This is a genomic window from Micromonospora echinaurantiaca, assembly GCF_900090235.1.
GTDB lineage: Bacteria > Actinomycetota > Actinomycetes > Mycobacteriales > Micromonosporaceae > Micromonospora > Micromonospora echinaurantiaca.
Map to the genome: position 1 here is coordinate 897,873 of NZ_LT607750.1, position 16,408 is coordinate 914,280.

19 protein-coding genes are annotated in these 16,408 nt (G+C 72.6%); 7 read left to right on the forward strand and 12 right to left on the reverse strand.

Going from position 1 to position 16,408, the window contains the following annotated elements; all coding sequences use genetic code 11:
• The first annotated feature begins 63 nt into the window (after positions 1-63).
• A complete protein-coding gene (locus GA0070609_RS04200; protein WP_088992573.1) occupies positions 64-1,242 on the forward strand; it encodes a low temperature requirement protein A in 1,179 nt (392 codons plus the stop codon).
• On the opposite strand, the gene GA0070609_RS04205 is transcribed toward GA0070609_RS04200, so the two are convergent.
• From GA0070609_RS04205 to GA0070609_RS04225, 5 genes are all read right to left on the reverse strand, one after another.
• The gene (locus GA0070609_RS04205; RefSeq protein WP_157748053.1) at positions 1,228-1,593 is read right to left on the reverse strand and encodes a hypothetical protein; all 366 of its coding nucleotides are present in this window, start codon (positions 1,591-1,593) and stop codon (positions 1,228-1,230) included. The two genes, GA0070609_RS04200 and GA0070609_RS04205, sit on opposite strands and share 15 nt — an antisense overlap.
• A 95-nt stretch (positions 1,594-1,688) precedes the next feature.
• On the reverse strand, positions 1,689-2,237 hold the full coding sequence (locus GA0070609_RS04210; RefSeq protein WP_088992575.1) for a YciI family protein: 549 nt from the start codon (positions 2,235-2,237) through the stop codon (positions 1,689-1,691).
• Between the two features lie 81 nt (positions 2,238-2,318).
• Positions 2,319-2,903 (reverse strand): hypothetical protein, encoded by a 585-nt coding sequence (locus GA0070609_RS33035; RefSeq protein ID WP_157748054.1) that lies wholly within the window; start codon positions 2,901-2,903, stop codon positions 2,319-2,321.
• Between the two features lie 202 nt (positions 2,904-3,105).
• Entirely contained in the window at positions 3,106-3,591 is a 486-nt protein-coding gene (locus tag GA0070609_RS04220; protein WP_157748055.1) for an aspartate carbamoyltransferase, read from the reverse strand.
• 31 nt (positions 3,592-3,622) lie between these two features.
• Positions 3,623-4,060 (reverse strand): MarR family winged helix-turn-helix transcriptional regulator, encoded by a 438-nt coding sequence (locus GA0070609_RS04225; protein ID WP_088992578.1) that lies wholly within the window; start codon positions 4,058-4,060, stop codon positions 3,623-3,625.
• Positions 4,061-4,212: 152 nt separating this feature from the next.
• Here GA0070609_RS04225 and GA0070609_RS04230 point away from each other — a divergent pair, with 152 nt between their 5' ends.
• Entirely contained in the window at positions 4,213-5,538 is a 1,326-nt protein-coding gene (locus GA0070609_RS04230) for a GNAT family N-acetyltransferase (RefSeq protein ID WP_088992579.1), read from the forward strand.
• 840 nt (positions 5,539-6,378) lie between these two features.
• On the opposite strand, the gene GA0070609_RS04235 is transcribed toward GA0070609_RS04230, so the two are convergent.
• From GA0070609_RS04235 to GA0070609_RS04245, 3 genes are all read right to left on the reverse strand, one after another.
• Positions 6,379-7,563 (reverse strand): RNA polymerase sigma factor, encoded by a 1,185-nt coding sequence (locus GA0070609_RS04235; RefSeq protein WP_408630656.1) that lies wholly within the window; start codon positions 7,561-7,563, stop codon positions 6,379-6,381.
• Positions 7,564-7,636: 73 nt separating this feature from the next.
• Positions 7,637-8,017 (reverse strand): YciI family protein, encoded by a 381-nt coding sequence (locus GA0070609_RS04240; RefSeq protein WP_088997484.1) that lies wholly within the window; start codon positions 8,015-8,017, stop codon positions 7,637-7,639.
• Positions 8,018-8,158: 141 nt separating this feature from the next.
• Positions 8,159-9,043: a fructosamine kinase family protein gene (locus GA0070609_RS04245; protein WP_088997485.1), complete on the reverse strand. Its 885-nt coding sequence runs from the start codon at positions 9,041-9,043 to the stop codon at positions 8,159-8,161.
• A 159-nt stretch (positions 9,044-9,202) separates the two neighbouring features.
• On the opposite strand from GA0070609_RS04245, the gene GA0070609_RS04250 reads away from it, so the two are divergent.
• Positions 9,203-10,249 carry an Imm1 family immunity protein gene (locus GA0070609_RS04250; protein WP_172899286.1) on the forward strand — a complete coding sequence of 349 codons (1,047 nt, stop codon included), beginning with the start codon at positions 9,203-9,205 and terminating at the stop codon, positions 10,247-10,249.
• Between the two features lie 52 nt (positions 10,250-10,301).
• Here the strand turns inward: GA0070609_RS04250 and GA0070609_RS04255 are convergent, their stop codons facing one another.
• Positions 10,302-10,832, reverse strand: coding sequence for a GNAT family N-acetyltransferase (locus GA0070609_RS04255; protein WP_088992582.1), 531 nt, complete (start codon positions 10,830-10,832; stop codon positions 10,302-10,304).
• 478 nt (positions 10,833-11,310) lie between these two features.
• Between GA0070609_RS04255 and GA0070609_RS33775 the strand changes: the two genes are divergently transcribed.
• Positions 11,311-11,649 (forward strand): GNAT family N-acetyltransferase, encoded by a 339-nt coding sequence (locus GA0070609_RS33775; protein WP_197700213.1) that lies wholly within the window; start codon positions 11,311-11,313, stop codon positions 11,647-11,649.
• 35 nt (positions 11,650-11,684) lie between these two features.
• The gene (locus tag GA0070609_RS04265; RefSeq protein ID WP_157748056.1) at positions 11,685-12,251 is read left to right on the forward strand and encodes a hypothetical protein; all 567 of its coding nucleotides are present in this window, start codon (positions 11,685-11,687) and stop codon (positions 12,249-12,251) included.
• Positions 12,252-12,269: 18 nt separating this feature from the next.
• Here the strand turns inward: GA0070609_RS04265 and GA0070609_RS04270 are convergent, their stop codons facing one another.
• The gene (locus GA0070609_RS04270; RefSeq protein WP_088992584.1) at positions 12,270-12,596 is read right to left on the reverse strand and encodes a DMT family transporter; all 327 of its coding nucleotides are present in this window, start codon (positions 12,594-12,596) and stop codon (positions 12,270-12,272) included.
• A gap of 43 nt (positions 12,597-12,639) precedes the next feature.
• Complete coding sequence (locus GA0070609_RS04275) at positions 12,640-13,683, reverse strand: LysR family transcriptional regulator (protein ID WP_088992585.1); 1,044 nt, start codon at positions 13,681-13,683, stop codon at positions 12,640-12,642.
• A 70-nt stretch (positions 13,684-13,753) separates the two neighbouring features.
• Between GA0070609_RS04275 and GA0070609_RS04280 the strand changes: the two genes are divergently transcribed.
• A complete protein-coding gene (locus GA0070609_RS04280) occupies positions 13,754-14,611 on the forward strand; it encodes a dihydrodipicolinate synthase family protein (RefSeq protein ID WP_088992586.1) in 858 nt (285 codons plus the stop codon).
• Positions 14,612-14,662: 51 nt separating this feature from the next.
• A complete protein-coding gene (locus GA0070609_RS04285; RefSeq protein ID WP_088992587.1) occupies positions 14,663-15,460 on the forward strand; it encodes an alpha/beta fold hydrolase in 798 nt (265 codons plus the stop codon).
• Positions 15,461-15,587: 127 nt separating this feature from the next.
• Here GA0070609_RS04285 and GA0070609_RS04290 read toward each other — a convergent pair whose 3' ends face one another.
• Positions 15,588-16,334 (reverse strand): SDR family NAD(P)-dependent oxidoreductase, encoded by a 747-nt coding sequence (locus GA0070609_RS04290; RefSeq protein ID WP_088992588.1) that lies wholly within the window; start codon positions 16,332-16,334, stop codon positions 15,588-15,590.
• Positions 16,335-16,408: the final 74 nt, after the last annotated feature.

The following is a 16,408-nucleotide window of genomic DNA, read 5'->3' on the forward strand; positions in this document are numbered from 1 at the left end:
CGGCGCTGCGCCGTGGTACGAAGGCTTCAAGCCTGAGACAAAGCCGGCAGAACGGGCGGGTTGATGACGACGAGCGGTGCCAAGCTGCTGCGAAGACCCGAAGCGCCGCGGCGCGCAAACTTCCTGGAGCTGTTCTTCGACCTGGTGTTCGTCGTCGCGCTCGTCCAGCTCTCGAACGAGCTGATCCAGGATCTCACGTGGAGCGGCGCTCTCCAGACGCTGGTGCTGCTGCTGGCGATGTGGTGGGTCTGGTCCGTCACGGCGTGGATAACCGACTTGTACGACCCGCAGCGGCCGGGGATACAGCTGCTGGTGACCGCGACCATGCTCGGCAGTTTGGTGATGGTGGTCGCGCTGCCCGACGCGTTCGGCGAGCGAGGTCTGGTCTTCGCGGGCATGTACGTCGCCATCCATGTCGGCCGCCAAATCTTCCTCGTCCTCGCTCTGCGTGGCCATGAATTGCAGAGCAGAAGCGTGCGGGTGTTGTTCTGGTTTGGTGTGTCGGCGGTGCCGTGGATCGCGGGGGCGCTCGCGCACGGCGGGGCGCGTGGGGCGTTGTGGACGCTGGCGGTCGCCGTGGACTACACGGCACGCGGATTCCGCTTCCCCACGCCGGGGTTGGGTCGCTCGCCCGAATCGGAGTACCCGATCGCTGCCGAGCATCTGGCCGAGCGGTACCGGCAGCTTTTCGTCATCGCGCTCGGCGAGTTGATCCTGGTCACCGCGTTGACCCTCAGTGGCACCGGCTTCGCGGCTGATCGGACCGCGGCGTTCGTGGTGTCGTTCGTCGGCACGGCGCTGTTCTGGCGGATCTACATCTACCGCTCGGGACAGTTGTTGCCGGCTGCCATCGCAGCGGCGCCCCACCCAGACCGCTTAGCCGTGTCGGCGCTAACCGCTCATCTGCTCATGATGGCCGGCATCGTCGCGACCGCGGTGGGCGACGAAATCGTCATCGCCCATCCACTCGGGCACACACGGCCGGCCTGGGTCGCCGTCATCCTCGGCGGGCCCGCGCTATTCCTGGTCGGGCGTTCCTTCTTCGAGTACGCGGTGTTCAGCCGCGTATCCCGGGACCGGGTGATCGGGCTGCTCGTGTTGGTCGCCCTGACACCGCCGATGCTCCTCCTACCGCCGCTACTGGCCGCCATCGCCGCTATCGCGGTCCTCACCGGGATCGCCATCGCCGACGCGGCACGCGCCCGCGGACGCCCACCCGAGCCGCCGTCACCGCCCGGCTAGACGGAGCCCGTCCTGGGGGCGCTGCTTGCGCCGTCCGAGCCAAGCGCCGACAGCCGCCGCGGCGGCGAATAGGGGCATCATGAAGATGGGAAACAGGTAGCCGAAGAACTCGAGGCCGCTACCCCAGCCCCCGTCCATGTAGCCGTAGACCACTACGGTCGGTAAAGCAAACTGCGGTACGAGAGCTGCGACAACGGAAATGGCAGCGTGCTTCGGGTAGCGGCGGGACGACAGGTATATCGGCACGAAGAGGAGAAATCCGGCCAGCCACCACGTTGGATTCGCGAACTCCGTGTTGTACGAGCTGCCGCCCAGATAGGTGACGCCGGTGGCCGTCTGCAGAGCCAACACGACTAACACGGTGGAGATGAGGAAGACGCACAGTAGCGCGCGTCCTGCCGGGCCGAGGCCGTGGCGCCCTGCCTGTGGTGCTGAACCTTCCCGGTTCACGAGGGCCGCCCGCCGAACTGCCAGCCGTGGACCTCGATGTCGGCGTACCGGTCCGGGCTGAGGACGGCGCGTGCGGCATCCGGGTCGGGCGCACTGAGCACCACCGCCGTGCCCAGCCATGTGGTGCCGTTGTCGGACAGCAACGGCCCGTACGCGATCAGCTCATCCCGGTCGGGCGGCGCGACGAGATCAGCAGCCTCCCCCGAGCCGAGGCCGAGCACCAGGTAGCGGTTGCCACCGGTCCGGCCACCTGGGAAATCCCACATGGTCCGTCCCAGCACGTTTCGCCACCGGCGCAGCAGCACGTCCCGATACACGCCGGCCTGGTAGTTGGGCTCGTCGAAGGCGAAGGCCCGGGCAGCGGCATGATCCAGCAGGTCGACGATGTGCAGACTGCCGGTGGGGGTGCCGTCGCTGGCAAGGGTCGGGCCGCGGGCGATCATCTGCGACGCGTATCGGTCCATGTAGGACCAATGCTCCTCCAGCAGGTCTCTCCGCAGCGCCAGGGAACCGGGCCGATCGCGGTGGTAGCAGAAGAACTCCATGCCTCAGTGTCACGCATCATCGGCGTTCCGCTTCAGCTCCCCGATCTGCTGGCCGGCGGCACCCACGGCGTCGAGGACTGCTCAGCGGGACAAGCACGTGCCATCGGGCAGCGTCCCAGCTACGCCGGCCGCCTCGCGACCGGAAAGCACGTAGCCGAGCACGCAGGCACCTTCAACCCGCGCGGCGAACACGAGCCCCTTGCCCTCGGTGATGTCGTCGGACCGCGCAGGCCGTACGACATGGTCGACCAGACCCACCCGGTTCAGCGCGTTCCGCAGTTCGCCGGCGTCGATGTTGTCGCGCCTACATGGCCCGGGACCGCCGCCCGCAATCGTCACGCAGACCGCCGGCTGTCGATCAACCACGGCCGACAACTCCATTCGCAGTGCACCGGCTGCGAGTCGGGCGGCGTCCCGCGCCGCTTGGCTCGGCGTGCTCCGGCCAGCCGCGATGGCGAGGTCCCAGCATGGATCGGGCATCGCTCCGGTCGGGTGCGGGGGTTGGAAACAGGTGATGGCTCGGGGGGCGGTCGGTTCTGCCGCGGTATTGCCCCGTTGACCGCTCTGGACCAGGATCGGCGCGGTGAGCGCGACGGCGGCAGAGAGGACGAAGGCAGCACCGAGCGCTGCCGCTATGACGGCCGGTCTCGGTGAGCGCCAGGTCACCTGGCAGACGGTACGCGGAACGGCTTGGCTCCGTGGTCCAACCCTTTTCCGATGGTCGCTCGCTGGCGATCGCCACCGCCCACCGCGGATTCGTCCGCCGTCGCGGCATCGACCTGCCGTCCTGCCAGCCAGCCTTGAGCATGCGGAGGATGTCTCAGGACCCGCTCCCTGGCTCCTGACCCAGGTCGAATCGGATCGGTGCTTACGAGGTGGCGTGTTGGCCGTGGTCGCTGACCTGGGCGTCGAACCAGTGGTGCAGGGCGCCGCGAAGCTCGGTGTCGCTGGTCGTGTAGGTGAGGCGGGCCCCGTCCGGGGTGGTCGTGTAGTCGATCGTGATTCGTCCGCCGTGTGCGCGTAGGGCGTCGAGGCCGGGCATCTCGTTGCCGTGGATGCGGCCGGGGTCGGTGAAGTCGCCGCGCCGGAAACGGTCCGCCTCCTCGGTCAGGTGCTGCCGGATGAGGGTGATCTGCGCGGCGTCCTGCGGATCGTCGGTGACGACGGTTTGCACGCCGCCGGTGTCGGTCTTGGTGAACCGGTGGGTCGTGCGTTCCAGGTCGAAGGGCATGACGGAGGCGCCCTTCTGGGCGACCTCGGCCTGGCGGCTGGAACTCGCCGTTGTGGGCGTCGGCGTTGACGGCGGTGCGCCGTCGGCGCAGCCGCTGCTCAGCACGGTGGCAGCGGTGGCCACCAGGAGTAGGGCTCGACGGGCCGCTGAGCGGTCAAGACGGGTCAACGGTGGCCTCCGCAAGGGCTTGGAGTGCGCGTACCACGGCGGCACGCTCGTGGTCGGGGATGCGATCGAGTAGGGCGGTGAGCCGGTCCCGGCGGGCGTCGGCCTGCCGTGCGGCTGCGGTGGCGCCGGCATCGGTGAGCACGAGGAGGACACCACGGCCGTCGCCGTCGGCGGGCGCGCGGTGAACCCAGCCGCGATTGACGAGGTTGGCGACCAGGCGGCTGACGGTGCTCTTCTCCAGCCGCAGCCGGCGAGCCAGCTCCGCCTGGCGGAGTTGACCGTCGCGGGCGATCTCCACCATGGCGTGGGCCTCGGAGACCGGCAGCGGCTGCCCGCAGGGGGTGCGGTCGGGCTGGTGGAGGCCGAAGTTACGGACGAACCGCATCAGGGCTTCCTGTGCCGCATCCACCTCGCCGCTCTCCATGGTTCGACCGTACAACCAGGTGGTTCGACAATACAACAATCTTTGGTTTAGCGTGGCTGACCGACGCCGGCACGGGCCAGCGGGGCGATGTGGAACCCCGCACGGGGGAGTCCTGACCGGACGATCAGGTGCTGCCGCTTGGAGACGAAGGTATGACGAGGGAAGACGGCCGTTACGTGGTCCGGGCGGGTCGAGCCAGCGACGTCGTCGAACTCGCGCGTCTGCATGCGTCGGTCCAGCTCCAGGCGGTGACCGGCGGGCAACCCCACCGGGGAATCGCTGCCTGGGTCGAAGACCTGCTGGATGCCCACCCCTCGGTCGTACCCGACGACTTCCTGGTGGCCGAGGACTCGGCCACCGGCCGTCCGGTGGCCAGCCTCGTCGGGCTGCGGCAGGACTGGGCACTGGGCGGGGTCCGGCTGCCGGTAGCCCAGATCGAGCTGGTCGGCACGGCGCCGGAGCACCGCGGGAACCGGCTCACCGAACGGCTGTTCGCCGCGCTGCATCAGCGGTACGCGGCCGAGGGTGTGCCGGTCCAGATGATCGAGGGGATCCCGTACTTCTACCGACGGCTCGGTTACGACTACGCCCTGGCCAACGACGGTGCTGCAACGGTGCCCGCCGCAGCGCTGCCGGCCGCCGGGCAGCACGACTCCTCCGGCGTCCTCACGGTGCGCCCGGCCACGGTCGCCGACGCGGACGACCTCGCCGCCATCGACCAAGGGCTGGCCGACGGGCAGGCCCTGGTGTGCCCGCGGGACGCTGCGGTGTGGCGGTACGAGATCGCCGGCCGCCGCCCGCGGGACATCGCCCGGCGTACCGTCGCCGTTCTGGTGAACGACGGTGAGGTGCGGGGATACCTGGTCCACACCCCCCGGCTCACCAGCAGCGGAGAGCTGACAGTGGTCGCGGCGGCCTGTGCTCGGCCGGCCGAGTGGCCGCGGGCCGCCACTGCCATGCACGCACACCTGGGCCGCGTCGGCCGGCGATGTTCGGCATCGGCGGCGCTGCCGTTCACCGCGGTCCGTTTCCTGCTGAACCCGGACCACCCGTTGGCTCGCCTGGGCCCGCCCGGCGTGCCGAAGCGGCCCCGAGGCTGGTACGTGCGCGCCGGCGACCCGGCCGACCTGCTCGCCCGGCTGCAACCGCTGCTACGGAAACGCTGGCAGGTAGCCGATCTCCGATGGCCCGAGAAGACCCTGACCATCGACTCGTACGGCCGCGCCGCCAGACTGGAATTCGCTGACGGTGAACTGATCGCGGTGACCGCCATGCCCGGCAGCGTCAGCCCGACGACCGACCCCCACACCAACGCGGCGATCCCACCGGGCGCTCTGCTCCAGCTGGCCCTCGGCCACCGCACGCTGCCCGAGGTGCTGGACACCTGGCCAGACTGCATCCTGCGCGACCATCTCACCGAACACTTCCTGACCACGGCGTTCCCCCGAGTGTCGGTCCAGGTCTGGCCCCGCAACTGACCGACAAACCGCGAGCAGGTGTGCCGATCCCGCCCCCCCGGCACCCGGCACCCGGCACCGGGACGAAAATGGGTGGCCTCGCCAACCCGTCCCGCCCAACCTTGTAGCTGGACCTTCTCCGACCAAAGCACGAGAGGACTTCACCCCGCGTGACGCCGCCTGCTCTCTAGACCTGACACCTGCCAGCGCATCGGTCGCCGACGTCGCCGTCGGCTTTTTTCCCATGCCTTCCGTCATGTCTGAAGAGAGATCATGTCTACGCGTCCTCATATCGTGCCGCCGGGCCACCGCGGCAACTCCGCTGCCTCCGTCGCCCGCGTCTTTCTCGACCCGCTGGTCGCCCGGCGCAACCGGTTGGCCCTGGCGTGGGATCCGTGCTGGGAGGTACCCGGCCCGCGCCCTCCGGAAAGCCCTCGGCCCGTCCAGGTCTCGGTCATCTTCGACGAGGTCGAGCGCCTCCGTCCCGACCGGCTAATCGCCCGGTCGGCTGGGCGCCAGCCGCGGCGAGGTCCCTCGCCGCGTCAGGATCGGCGTTCGGCTCAACCGCAGAACTCACCGGCACTGCTCGGCTGTCCTGCGGTGACTCGCCGCCGTGGACCTGAGCCTGGGCGAGAGGCAAGGTGGCCTTGCCCCGGACGGCATCACCCGGCGCTCCGCGCGCGGTCGCTCGTGACCGGGCGCGGACGAAGCTCAGGGCCGGCCCGGTACTGGCGACGACGGTGAACGCCTCGACTCCATCGTCGACCCTCACGGGGTGGTGGTCAGCCACCCGGTCGTACGCGACGAACCGGTCACCGTCCGGTTGTGCCGCGCACGGAACGGGCTGGCCGCGCACGTCGGTCAGCCGGCGAGCTGGTCGCGGCGACGGGTGAGGTAGGTCCGCTCCGCGGGGTTGCCGGCGAGACCGATGGCCCGGTCGTACGCCGCTCGCGACTCGCCGCTGCGCCCGAGTCGTCGCAGCAGGTCAGCGCGCGCGGCGTGGAAGGCGTGGTAGCCGTCGAGGACCTCGGCGAGCCGGTCGACCTCGGCGAGCCCGACCCCGGGGCCGTCGACCTCGGCGACCGCGACCGCCCGGTTGAGCCGCACGATCGGTGAGGGGTCGAGCAGCACCAGGCGTCCGTAGAGGGCGAGGATCGTGGACCAGTCGGTGTCCCGGGCGGACGGGGCATTCGTGTGGACCGAGTTGATCGCCGCCTGCAGTTGGTAGCGCCCGGGTGGGTCACCGCCGGTCGCCACCGCCTCGATCCGCTCGCGAAGCAAGGCGTTGCCCTCGGCGATCAGGGCGCGGTCCCATGCGCCGCGGTCCTGCTCGTCGAGGGTCACCAACTCCCCGGTGCGGGACACGCGCGCCGGCCGCCGGGCGTCAGTGAGGAGCATCAGGGCAAGCAGACCGGCCACCTCGCCGTTGTCCGGAAGGAGAGTTCGGAGCAGGCGGCCGAGGCGGATCGCCTCGTCGGTGAGGTCGACGCGCACCGGCGCGTTCCCCTCGCTGGCGAGATAGCCCTCGTTGAAGACGAGGTAGACGACCGCGAGCACGCCGGCGAGCCGCTCGCGGATGTCGTCGGTCGAGGGCACCCGGTAGGGGATGCGAGCCGCCTTGATCTTCGCCTTGGCCCGGGTGATCCGTCGCGCCATCGTGGTCTCCTGCACCAGAAAGGCGCGGGCGATCTCGGCGACGGTGAGGCCGCCGAGCAGGCGCAGGGTGAGCGCCACCCGGGCCTCCATCGCGAGCGCGGGGTGGCAGCAGGTGAAGAGCAGTCTGAGCCGGTCGTCCTCGACCGGGCCGGTCGGCTCGGGTGGGGTGTCGTCGTACACGATCCGGGCCGCCCGGTGCTTGGCGTCGCGCTGCGACTCGCGACGGAGCCGATCGATCGCCCTGCGGGTCGCGGTGGTGGCGAGCCAACCGCCGGGATTGGGCGGTACCCCCTCGCGCGGCCACCGCTCCGCGGCCGCTACGAACGCCTCGGCTGTCGCTTCCTCGGCGACGTCGAGGTCGCCGAACCGGCGCGCGAGGTTGGCGACCATCCGCGCCCACTCCTCGCGGTGAACACGGGTTATCGCCTGCTCGACGGTGGGATCGGTCACGGCTCCAGCCGGCTCACTTCACCCCGGAGCCGCTGCGCCGGGCCTCCCCGGGCCCGCGGAACCGGTGCACCTCCTGCGGCCAGTCGAGCACGGTCGCCAGCCGGCCGGCCCAGTATCGCGCCGCCGCGTCGTCCGGCACGTCCACGACGGCGAAGCCGCCGAGGTGCTCCTTGGTCTCGACGTACGGGCCGTCGGTGAAGACGGGCTCGCCGTCGACCAGCTCGACACTGCACACCGCGGTGGACCGGTCCAGCCCGCCGTTGCTGAAGATCAGGACACCCTCGGCCTGCATCTCCGCGACGACGGCCCGGGCGGCCTTGCCCTTCTCGCGCACCTCCTCCGCCGTGTGCTCGGGCACCCACTCATCGTTGAAGGTGATCAGGTACTCCGCCATGGTCATCTCCTCTCGGCCCCGGACGGGGGCCTCTCCCGACTCCTCGTATCCGGCGGCCTGGCCGTCGCCGCACATCAGTTCCACGAACGGCCGCGCCTCGATACGACACCATCCCGGTGACTTCGTTCAAGACAGCTCTGGTCAGGTTCGGGCCCGGAACGGGGCGAGGGTGGCCCGGATCTGGTCCGCCGCGCCCCAGTCGTCGTCGAACTGGGCCAGCACGGCGAGGTGTTGTCGCAGCTGGACGATCGGCATGCGGGTCGGCCAGTCGCGGTCGAGCGAGGTCAGCTCCGCATAGGTCGCGAAGAACCGGTGCGCCTCGGGTGGGGGCGCGGTGGACCACACGTGGGCGAGGTCGACCTCGGCCCACATGTAGGACACCGCCGGGTCGATCAGCGCGGGCTGGCCGTCCGGGGTGGCCAGGACGTTCTGTGCCCACAGGTCGCCGTGCGTCAGGCATGCCGGCCGCTCCGGCAGTACCTCCGGAAGCCGGTGACACAGCCGCTCCAGCGCCGCCCGGTCTTCGCGGTCGAGCGCCGCCTCGACGCGGGGCTGCCCGAGCCACCGGAGCAGCCGGTGCTCAGCGAAGAACGCGAAACCGTCGTCGTCCCACGTGTTGATCTGCCGGCGGCGGCCCAGCCAGTTGTCGCGGTGCCATCCGAAGCGAGGGTGGACCGTGCTGGTGTGCAGGCGGGCCAGCGCATGCGCGAACTGCTCCCAGAAGGCCTCGCTGCGCGGCCTCGGCCGCAGCACCGACAACACCAGCAGTTTCCGGTCCGCCAGGATCACCTCGGGGGTCGCCATGCCGCCGAGCTCGCGCAGGGCGGCCAGCCCTTCGGCCTCCGCGGCGAAGACATCGTCGGCCGGTGCGTCGGCGAAGGCCTTGACGAACACCGGCGGCGCATCCCGGCGGGTGGCGATGCCCGCGAGCGCCGCGAGCCCACCCGTCGCCGGCTCCACCGCGACGACATCGCCCATCTCGGCCCGGAGCAGGCACTCCTGCAGGTACGTTGCCGAGCGCATCATGACGGGCCGCTCCCTGTCCGGCTGCTTGTTCGCAAGATCTTATGTGCACACAGCCGACCAGTCCCCGGCAGCGAGCGTTCGGCAACCTGGCCGACCGGTCGCGTGGATGCGGGAGACCAGAGCTTTGACATCAGCGCCCGCATTCATGACCATCGGCTGGTGACCGACGCAACGGACAGCCCCCGGAACCAGGTCGAGGCGGCATGGCGCAGCAGCGAGGACCGGATCGAGGCCGCACGCGAGAGCGGTGCCTCGTCGTTGGATCTGAGTCACCTGTCGTTGGCGGCCCTGCCGGAGTCGCTGGCCGACCTGACCGCCCTCACCGAGCTGCGGCTGGTCGGCAACGACCTCACCGAACTGCCGGACTGGCTGGGTGACCTGGCCGCCCTCACCCGGCTGGGCCTGGGCGGCAACCAGCTCACCACCTTGCCGGAGTCGCTCGGCAACCTGACCGCCCTCACCTGGCTGGGCCTGTCCGGCAACCAGCTACGAACGGTGCCGGAGCCGATCCGTCGCCTGACCGCTCTCACCTGGCTGGACCTGTCCGGCAACCAGCTCGAGGAGCTGCCGGAGTGGTGGGGTGAGCTGACCGCCCTCACCCGGCTGGACCTGACCGAGAACCAGCTCACCGGGCTGCCCGAGTCGATGGGCGAGCTGACCGCTCTCACCCAGCTCTTCCTGACCGGCAACCGGCTCACCGCGCTGCCGGCGTCGCTCGGTGCCCTGGCCACTCTCACCCGGTTGGACCTGGCCGGCAACCAGCTCACCGCGCTGCCGGAATGGCTGCGCAACCCCACCGCCGGCGAGCCGACGACCGGGCCGCTGCACGCCTGGATCGACGGCACCCAACGCACGGTCGCCGGCCCGGCCGACCTCGACGCCATCCTCGACCGTGTGCCGCCCAGCGGCGTGTCCCTGGTCAGCGGGGACGGTGTGCGGAGTCTGCACATCACCCTGCACGGGGACAGCTCCGGGCTGGTCTGGGAGGACGAGGACGAGGTCATGCTCAGCTGGGGACCGGTGCCGGCGGGCGCCCCGCCCGGCCAGACGGCGGGCGACGCCGAGTACGCCTACGACGACCCGTGGTTCACCGCCGAGGACGCGGAACCCTTCGACCTCAGCGAGGAGCAGGCCCGCCGGGCGGGGCACGAGTTCCTCCGCACCGGCCGGCGCCCCGTCACCGTCCAGTGGGTCGACAAGCCCTAGGGTCGCCCACTCCCGGCCAGGGGACCAGGCGCCGGGACGCGGTATCGGCCGGTCAGCCGGGCAGCTTCTCGAAGAGTTCGTGCGGGGCGTCGTAGTACCGCGTCGTACGGCCGAGGTGGGTCATGCCGAGCCGCCGGCAGACGGCCTGCGAGGCGTGGTTCTCCGGATCCGTGACGGCGACCACCCGGGTCAGCCCCCGGGCGAACGCGTCGTCGAGGGCGGCCGCCGCCGCCTCGGTCGCGTAGCCGTGCCCCCAGGCGTCCGGGTGCAGGTGCCAGCCGATCTCGACCTCGCTCGGCCCGCCGGTGGGCTCGCCCGCCGACCGGGGGATCGGCTTGAGCAGCAGGTTCCCCACCAGCCGTCCGTCCCCGGCGGTGGTGACGGCCCAGATCCCGTGGATCGGGTGGTCGACGGCGCGCCGCCGGCCGATCGAGGCGAGGGCGTCGTCGCGGCCGCGCATGGTGGCGGGCTGCGTGCCCAGGAAGCGGACGACCTCCCAGCGCGACTCCAGATCCAGCAGGAAGTCGGCGTCGTCGTCGCGCCAGGGGCGCAGCAGGAGGCGGTCGCTGGTGATGGTGCGCACGGCAGGCAATCTAGTCAGCGCCGGTCGGGCCACCTGCACTCGGTGGCAGAAAGTCGCTGGCCGCCGAGGCCCGGCCCGGGGAGGATGCGTCGATGGCGCGTTCCACCCCGCTGCACCGCGCGCAGGATCTCTGGGTGCACCTGGCCGGTGTGCCGACCAACTTCCCCGCCGACGGCGTACGGGTGGTGGTGGCCGCCGATTCGCGGCTGTGCCCACCGGGGTGGACGGGCGTCGTGGTGCTGGGAGACGCCGGCCTCGCCACCGCGCCGGACGCCGCCACCGCGCGCTTCCTGCGCGACTCGCTCGCCGGCCGGTCCGCCCGGGCCGCCGTCGGGGCGCAGCGGTGGCACGGCGTACCCGGAATCCGGGACGTGCTCGGTCCCGCCACCCTGGCCTACCTGGACGAACCCGAGTTCCGGCCGGCGACGGGGGCGGTCGACGTGGCGCCGCTGCCGCCGGGCACCCGGACGTCGCCGGGTTGCTCGCGGAGGTCCCCGCGGACGACGCCGCGGAGAGCGGTCTGGGGGACGTCACGTCAGCGGTCTTCGTCGTACGGGAGGACTCCCGGGTGGTCGCGGCGGCCGGATACCGCCGGTGGCCGGGCTCCGTCGCCCACCTCGCCGTGCTGGCCGGCGTCCGGTCGCGGGGCCGGGGGCTCGCTGGCGCGGCGGCCTCCGCGGCGGTGGCGGACGCCCTCCGCGACCACCTGCTGCCGCAGTGGCGGGCCCGTCCCGAGCCCTCCCGACGGCTCGCTCGCCGGCTCGGGTTCCGCGAACTCGGCAACCAGGTGAGCATCAGGGTCGAACCGAACGCCTGACACCTGCCGTTGACAGGGAACGACACCATTCACGTGTGAGCCTCCCTCCCGTCTTTCCGCCGCCCGAGGCCGCTGCTGCCGGGCCGGCGCGGTCGGGGCGGGGCACGGCGGGGTGGTGGGTCGTCGGTGCCATCCTGATCGTCGTGATCGCGGTCGGCGGCGTCGTCGTGTTCTGCGCCGGGCTCTGGACGTACGCGAACCACGACCGGCCCGAGCTGATCGACAACCCGCCGGTCAGCGAGGTGGCGGAGAACGCGTGCGCCACGATGCGCGCCACCGTGGCGGCGCACACCGCGCCGCCCGGCGCTTCGGTCGACGCGCGGGTGCGCTCGATCCGCGAGCAGAACGCCGCGGTGACCGCCATGGTGGCGCAGGTGCGCGGCCTGGACCGCGACCTGCTCGCGGACGACCGGCCGACCAACCTGTGGCTGGCCGACTGGGAGACCCTCGTCGAGGCCCGCGAACGGTACGCCGCCGACCTCGCCGCCGGCGGTCGGCCGCACTTCGTGGTGCCGACCTCCGACGGCGAGCCGCTCACCCGGCGGATGAACTCGGTGGGGCTGATCTGCGAGGTCCCGCCGCAGCTCGTCGACCTGACGTAGCCGGGCGAGCCCGCCCGGTCAGTGCGACGTCGCCCCGCCCACGTTCAGGGTCACCACGCCGGCGACGATGAGGCCGACCCCGACCACCTTGACCACCGTGATCGGTTCGCCCAGGAACGCCGCGCCGATCGCGACGATCGCCGCGGTGCCCAGCGCCGACCACAGCGCGTACGCGACGCCGACCGGGATGTCCTTCACCGCCTGCGACAACGCCGCGAAGGAGACCAGGTAGCCGGCCAGGCAGGCGACCGTCGGCCAGAGCCGGCTGAACCCGTCGGTCGCCTTGAGCGTGCTGGTGGCGAAGACCTCGGCCGCGATGGCGGCGAGCAGGAAGACGTACGGCACGGGCACTCCTCGGTGCGGGGCGGTCAGGCGAACCGTTCGGTCGTCACGGGGATGAGCCCGTGCTTCGGGGTTCCGGCTCGTGCGCGTCGCCGGGCACCGTACCCGGCCCGGTCCGCCACGGCGCGCTGTCCACGTTCGATCCTCCGGCTGCTGGAGCTGGTCGGCGTCCCGCCGGTCGTTGTGCCGGGCGATCCGCCAGCAGGTCGTCGGTGGCGGCCCGCAGCGCGCGTACGCAGGCGGCCACCGCCGGGTGGTCGCCGGCGCCCCGGCGGTACGCCACCCGGGTGCGCCGCCGGACGTCCAGCGGCATCAGGCGGACCCGGGGTACCGGTTGCCCGACCGCGAGTTCGGGCACCAGGCCGACGCCCTGGCCGGCGGCGACCAGGGCGAGCACGGCGGTGAAGTCGTCGGCGTGGTGCCGCACGCTGGGACGGAAGCCGGCCAGCTGGCAGGCGTGCAGGGCCACGGCGTGGCACAGCGTGCCGGGGCTGCCGACGATCCAGTCCGCCGACCGCGCGGCGCGCACCGGGTCGCCGTCCGCGGCCGGAGCCGGCTCCGCCGGCACCGCCAGGTAGACCGTCTCGTCGAGCAGCGGGGTGGACTCGAGCGCCGGATCCGGTTCGACCGGGGCGATGTCGTAGTCGTGCAGCAGCGCCACGTCGAGCCGCCGGTCGCGCAGCGCGGCGGGCACCGCGACCGGGTCCAGTTCGGTCACCATCAGGTCGAGCGCCGGGTGGTCGCGGGTCAGCGTCACCAGCGCCGCCGGCAGCAGGGTGCGGACGGCGCTGGGGAAGGCGCCGATGCGTACGGTGCCGGACAGGCCCGCCCGTGCGGCGGCCAGGGTGGCGTCGGCTGCCTCCAGCGCGGCGAGGACGGCCTCGGTGTGCCGGACCAGGGCCTCCCCGGTCGCGGTGAGCGCGACCCGCCGGCCGGCCCGCTCCAGCAGCGGTACGCCGGCCTGGCGTTGCAGCGCCGCCAGCTGCTGGCTGACCGCGGAGGGCGTGTACGCGTGGGCCTCGGCGACGGCCGCGATGGTGCCGAGCCGGGCCAGGTCGCGCAGCAGGCGGAGACGGCGAACGTCGAGCATCAGCTCAGCTTACGTTTCCGTTCAGGAATCTGAACTGGTGCTGCACGATCCTCCGGCCCAGGCTGGAGGCATGACACTGACCGGCCTGTACGTTCCGCTGATCACCCCGTTCGACGACGCCGGGGCGGTGGCCCCCGACGCGCTCGCCGCGCTCGCCCACCAGGTGCTGGCCGCCGGCGCCACCGGGGTGGTCGTCCTCGGCACCACCGGGGAATCCACCGCGCTGACCGAGCGGGAGCGCCGGGAGGTGGTGGACGTGGTCGCCGGGGTGTGCCGGGAACGCTCGGCGCCGCTGCTGGTCGGCGCGAGCAGCGTCGAGGCGCTGCGCGCGCTGGCCGGCCGGCCCGAGGTGACCGCCGCGCTCTGCCTGGTTCCGCCGTTCGTCCGCCCCGGAGAGGCGGGCGTGCTCGCCCACTTCGCCGAGCTGGCCCGGGTGAGCCCGGTGCCGCTGGTCGCCTACCACGTCCCGTACCGGACCGGGCAGCCGTTGTCGGCGGACGCGTTGCGCCGGCTGGTCCGGCTGCCCGGCGTCGCGGGGGTCAAGTACGCGACCGGGATCGACGCCGACACCACCGCGTTCCTCGCCGACCTGCCACCCGACGTCGCGGTGCTCGGCGGCGACGACGCGGTGGTCGCGCCGCTGCTCGCCCTCGGCGCGCACGGCGGCATCCTGGCCTCGGCGCACCTCGCCACCGCCGAGTTCGTCGCGCTGATCGACGCGTGGCGGGCCGGCGACGTGACCCGGGCCCGGCCCCTCGGCCACCGCCTCGCGGCGCTGTCGCGTGCGCTGTTCGCCGAACCCAACCCCGCGGTGGTCAAGGCCGTCCTGCACGCGCACGGCCGCATCCCGACCCCGACGGTACGGCTGCCGCTGCTGCCCGCCGGCCCGGCGACCGTCCGGGCGGCGCTGGCGCACCTCGACGGTTAGCCGTCGTCGTTGCCCTGGTGTGGGCTCGGGACGACGACGGCGGGAGGCGACGTGAGCTACGCGGAGGTCAACGGGCTGCGGCTCTGGTACGAGTCGCACGGCACCGGGCGACCGCTGGTGCTGCTGCACGGCGGCTACGGCGCGGCCGAGACGTTCGCCGGGATCCTGCCGGCGCTGGCCGAGCGTCGCCGGGTGATCGGGGTCGACCTGCAGGGCCACGGGCACACCGCCGACGTCGCCCGCCCGCTGCGCTACGAGTCGATGGCCGAGGACATCGCCGCCCTGATCGGTCACCTCGGTCTGGCCGACGCCGACCTGATGGGCTACTCGCTCGGTGGCGGGGTGGCCCTGCGTACCGCGATCCAGCATCCGGGGCTGGTCCGCCGGCTGGTGGTGGTCTCCGCGCCGTGCCGCCGGCAGGGCTGGTATCCCGAGGTGCTGGCCGCGATGGCGGAGCAGGACGAGCGGGTCGGCGAGCGGATGCGCGGCACCCCGCCGCACCAGCTCTACGCGCGGCTCGCGCCCCGGCCGGCGGACTGGCCGGCGCTCTGGGCCAAGTCCGGCGCCCTGCTGCGGCGCGAGTACGACTGGTCGGCGGAGGTGGCCGCGCTGACCGTACCGACGCTGCTGGTCTTCGCCGACGCCGACTCGATCCCGGTCACGCACATGGCGGAGTTCTTCGGGCTGCTCGGCGGCGGCCACCGGGACGCCGGCTGGGACGGCGCCGGCCGGCCGGCCGCCCGGCTGGCGGTGCTGCCCGGGCTGACCCACTACGACATCGTCCGCTCGCCGGCGCTGCCGGCCGCCGTGCTGCCGTTCCTCACCCACCCGGCCGGCGCGCCCGGCTGACCGGCGGCCCCGAGCGTCGCCCCGCCGCCGAACGGCACGTCCGCCGTCGGTGGGCGGTCGCGGCCGGGCGCGGCGGCCGAACGGTGCCGCCGCGCCCGGTTGTCGCCGGGCGTACCCGGCGCGGCGGTCAGCCGGTGAAACCGCCGTCCACGTTGACCACCGCGCCGGTCACGTATCCGCCGTCGGCGCTGGAAAGGTGGGCCACGGTGGCGGCGATCTCGGCCGGCTCGGCGAACCGGCCGAGCGCGGTGAAGCCGGCGATCGCCGCCGCGTTCGGCCCGTCGGCCGGGTTGGCGTCGGTGTCGGTCGGCCCGGGGTTGACCAGGTTGACCGTGACGCCGTGCGGGCCGAGTTCCCGGGCCAGGCCCCGGGTCAGGCCGATCAGCGCGGTCTTGCTCATCGAGTACAGCGACAGCCCGGGGAAGACCGTCCGTTCGCCGACGTTGCTGCCGATGTTGATGATCCGGCCGCCGGCGCCCAGGTGCCGTACGGCCGCCTGTGCGGCGACGTACGGCGCGCGGACGTTCACCGCGATGGTCCGCTCCACCTCGTCGGGGCCCAGCTCGGTCACCGGCCCGACCAGGAACACCCCGGCGTTGTTGACCAGGATGTCCAGCCGGCCCAGCTCGGCCGCCGTACGGTCGACCGCGGCGCGCACTGCCGCCGGGTCGGCGCTGTCGGCCTGGACGGCCAGCGCGCGCCGGCCGAGCGCCTCGACCTGCTTCGCCACCACCGCCGCCCGGTCGGCACTGTGCTGGTAGGTGATCGCCACGTCGGCGCCGTCCTGGGCGAGGCGCAGCGCGATGCCGGCGCCGATGCCCCGGGTGCCGCCGGTGACCAGGGCGACCTTTCCGTTCAACGGGTTGTTCGTCATGACTCGATCATGCGAGCCGGACCCGCCGCCGGTCTGGCGGTGATCGGACGCCTCGTCGCGGACCTGACGTCCGA

Excerpts from the sequence above, each read along its gene's own strand:
- GA0070609_RS04225 (WP_088992578.1), bottom strand. The coding sequence starts at position 4,060 with ATGGAGAGCGGCGAGGTGGATGCGGCACAGGAAGCCCTGATGCGGTTC.
- GA0070609_RS04230 (WP_088992579.1), top strand. The coding sequence starts at position 4,213 with ATGACGAGGGAAGACGGCCGTTACGTGGTCCGGGCGGGTCGAGCCAGC.
- GA0070609_RS04235 (WP_408630656.1), bottom strand. The coding sequence starts at position 7,563 with ATGGTCGCCAACCTCGCGCGCCGGTTCGGCGACCTCGACGTCGCCGAG.
- GA0070609_RS04290 (WP_088992588.1), bottom strand. The coding sequence starts at position 16,334 with ATGACGAACAACCCGTTGAACGGAAAGGTCGCCCTGGTCACCGGCGGC.
- GA0070609_RS04200 (WP_088992573.1), top strand. The coding sequence starts at position 64 with ATGACGACGAGCGGTGCCAAGCTGCTGCGAAGACCCGAAGCGCCGCGG.
- GA0070609_RS04210 (WP_088992575.1), bottom strand. The coding sequence starts at position 2,237 with ATGGAGTTCTTCTGCTACCACCGCGATCGGCCCGGTTCCCTGGCGCTG.
- GA0070609_RS04240 (WP_088997484.1), bottom strand. The coding sequence starts at position 8,017 with ATGGCGGAGTACCTGATCACCTTCAACGATGAGTGGGTGCCCGAGCAC.
- GA0070609_RS04280 (WP_088992586.1), top strand. The coding sequence starts at position 13,754 with ATGACACTGACCGGCCTGTACGTTCCGCTGATCACCCCGTTCGACGAC.
- GA0070609_RS04245 (WP_088997485.1), bottom strand. The coding sequence starts at position 9,043 with ATGATGCGCTCGGCAACGTACCTGCAGGAGTGCCTGCTCCGGGCCGAG.
- GA0070609_RS04275 (WP_088992585.1), bottom strand. The coding sequence starts at position 13,683 with ATGCTCGACGTTCGCCGTCTCCGCCTGCTGCGCGACCTGGCCCGGCTC.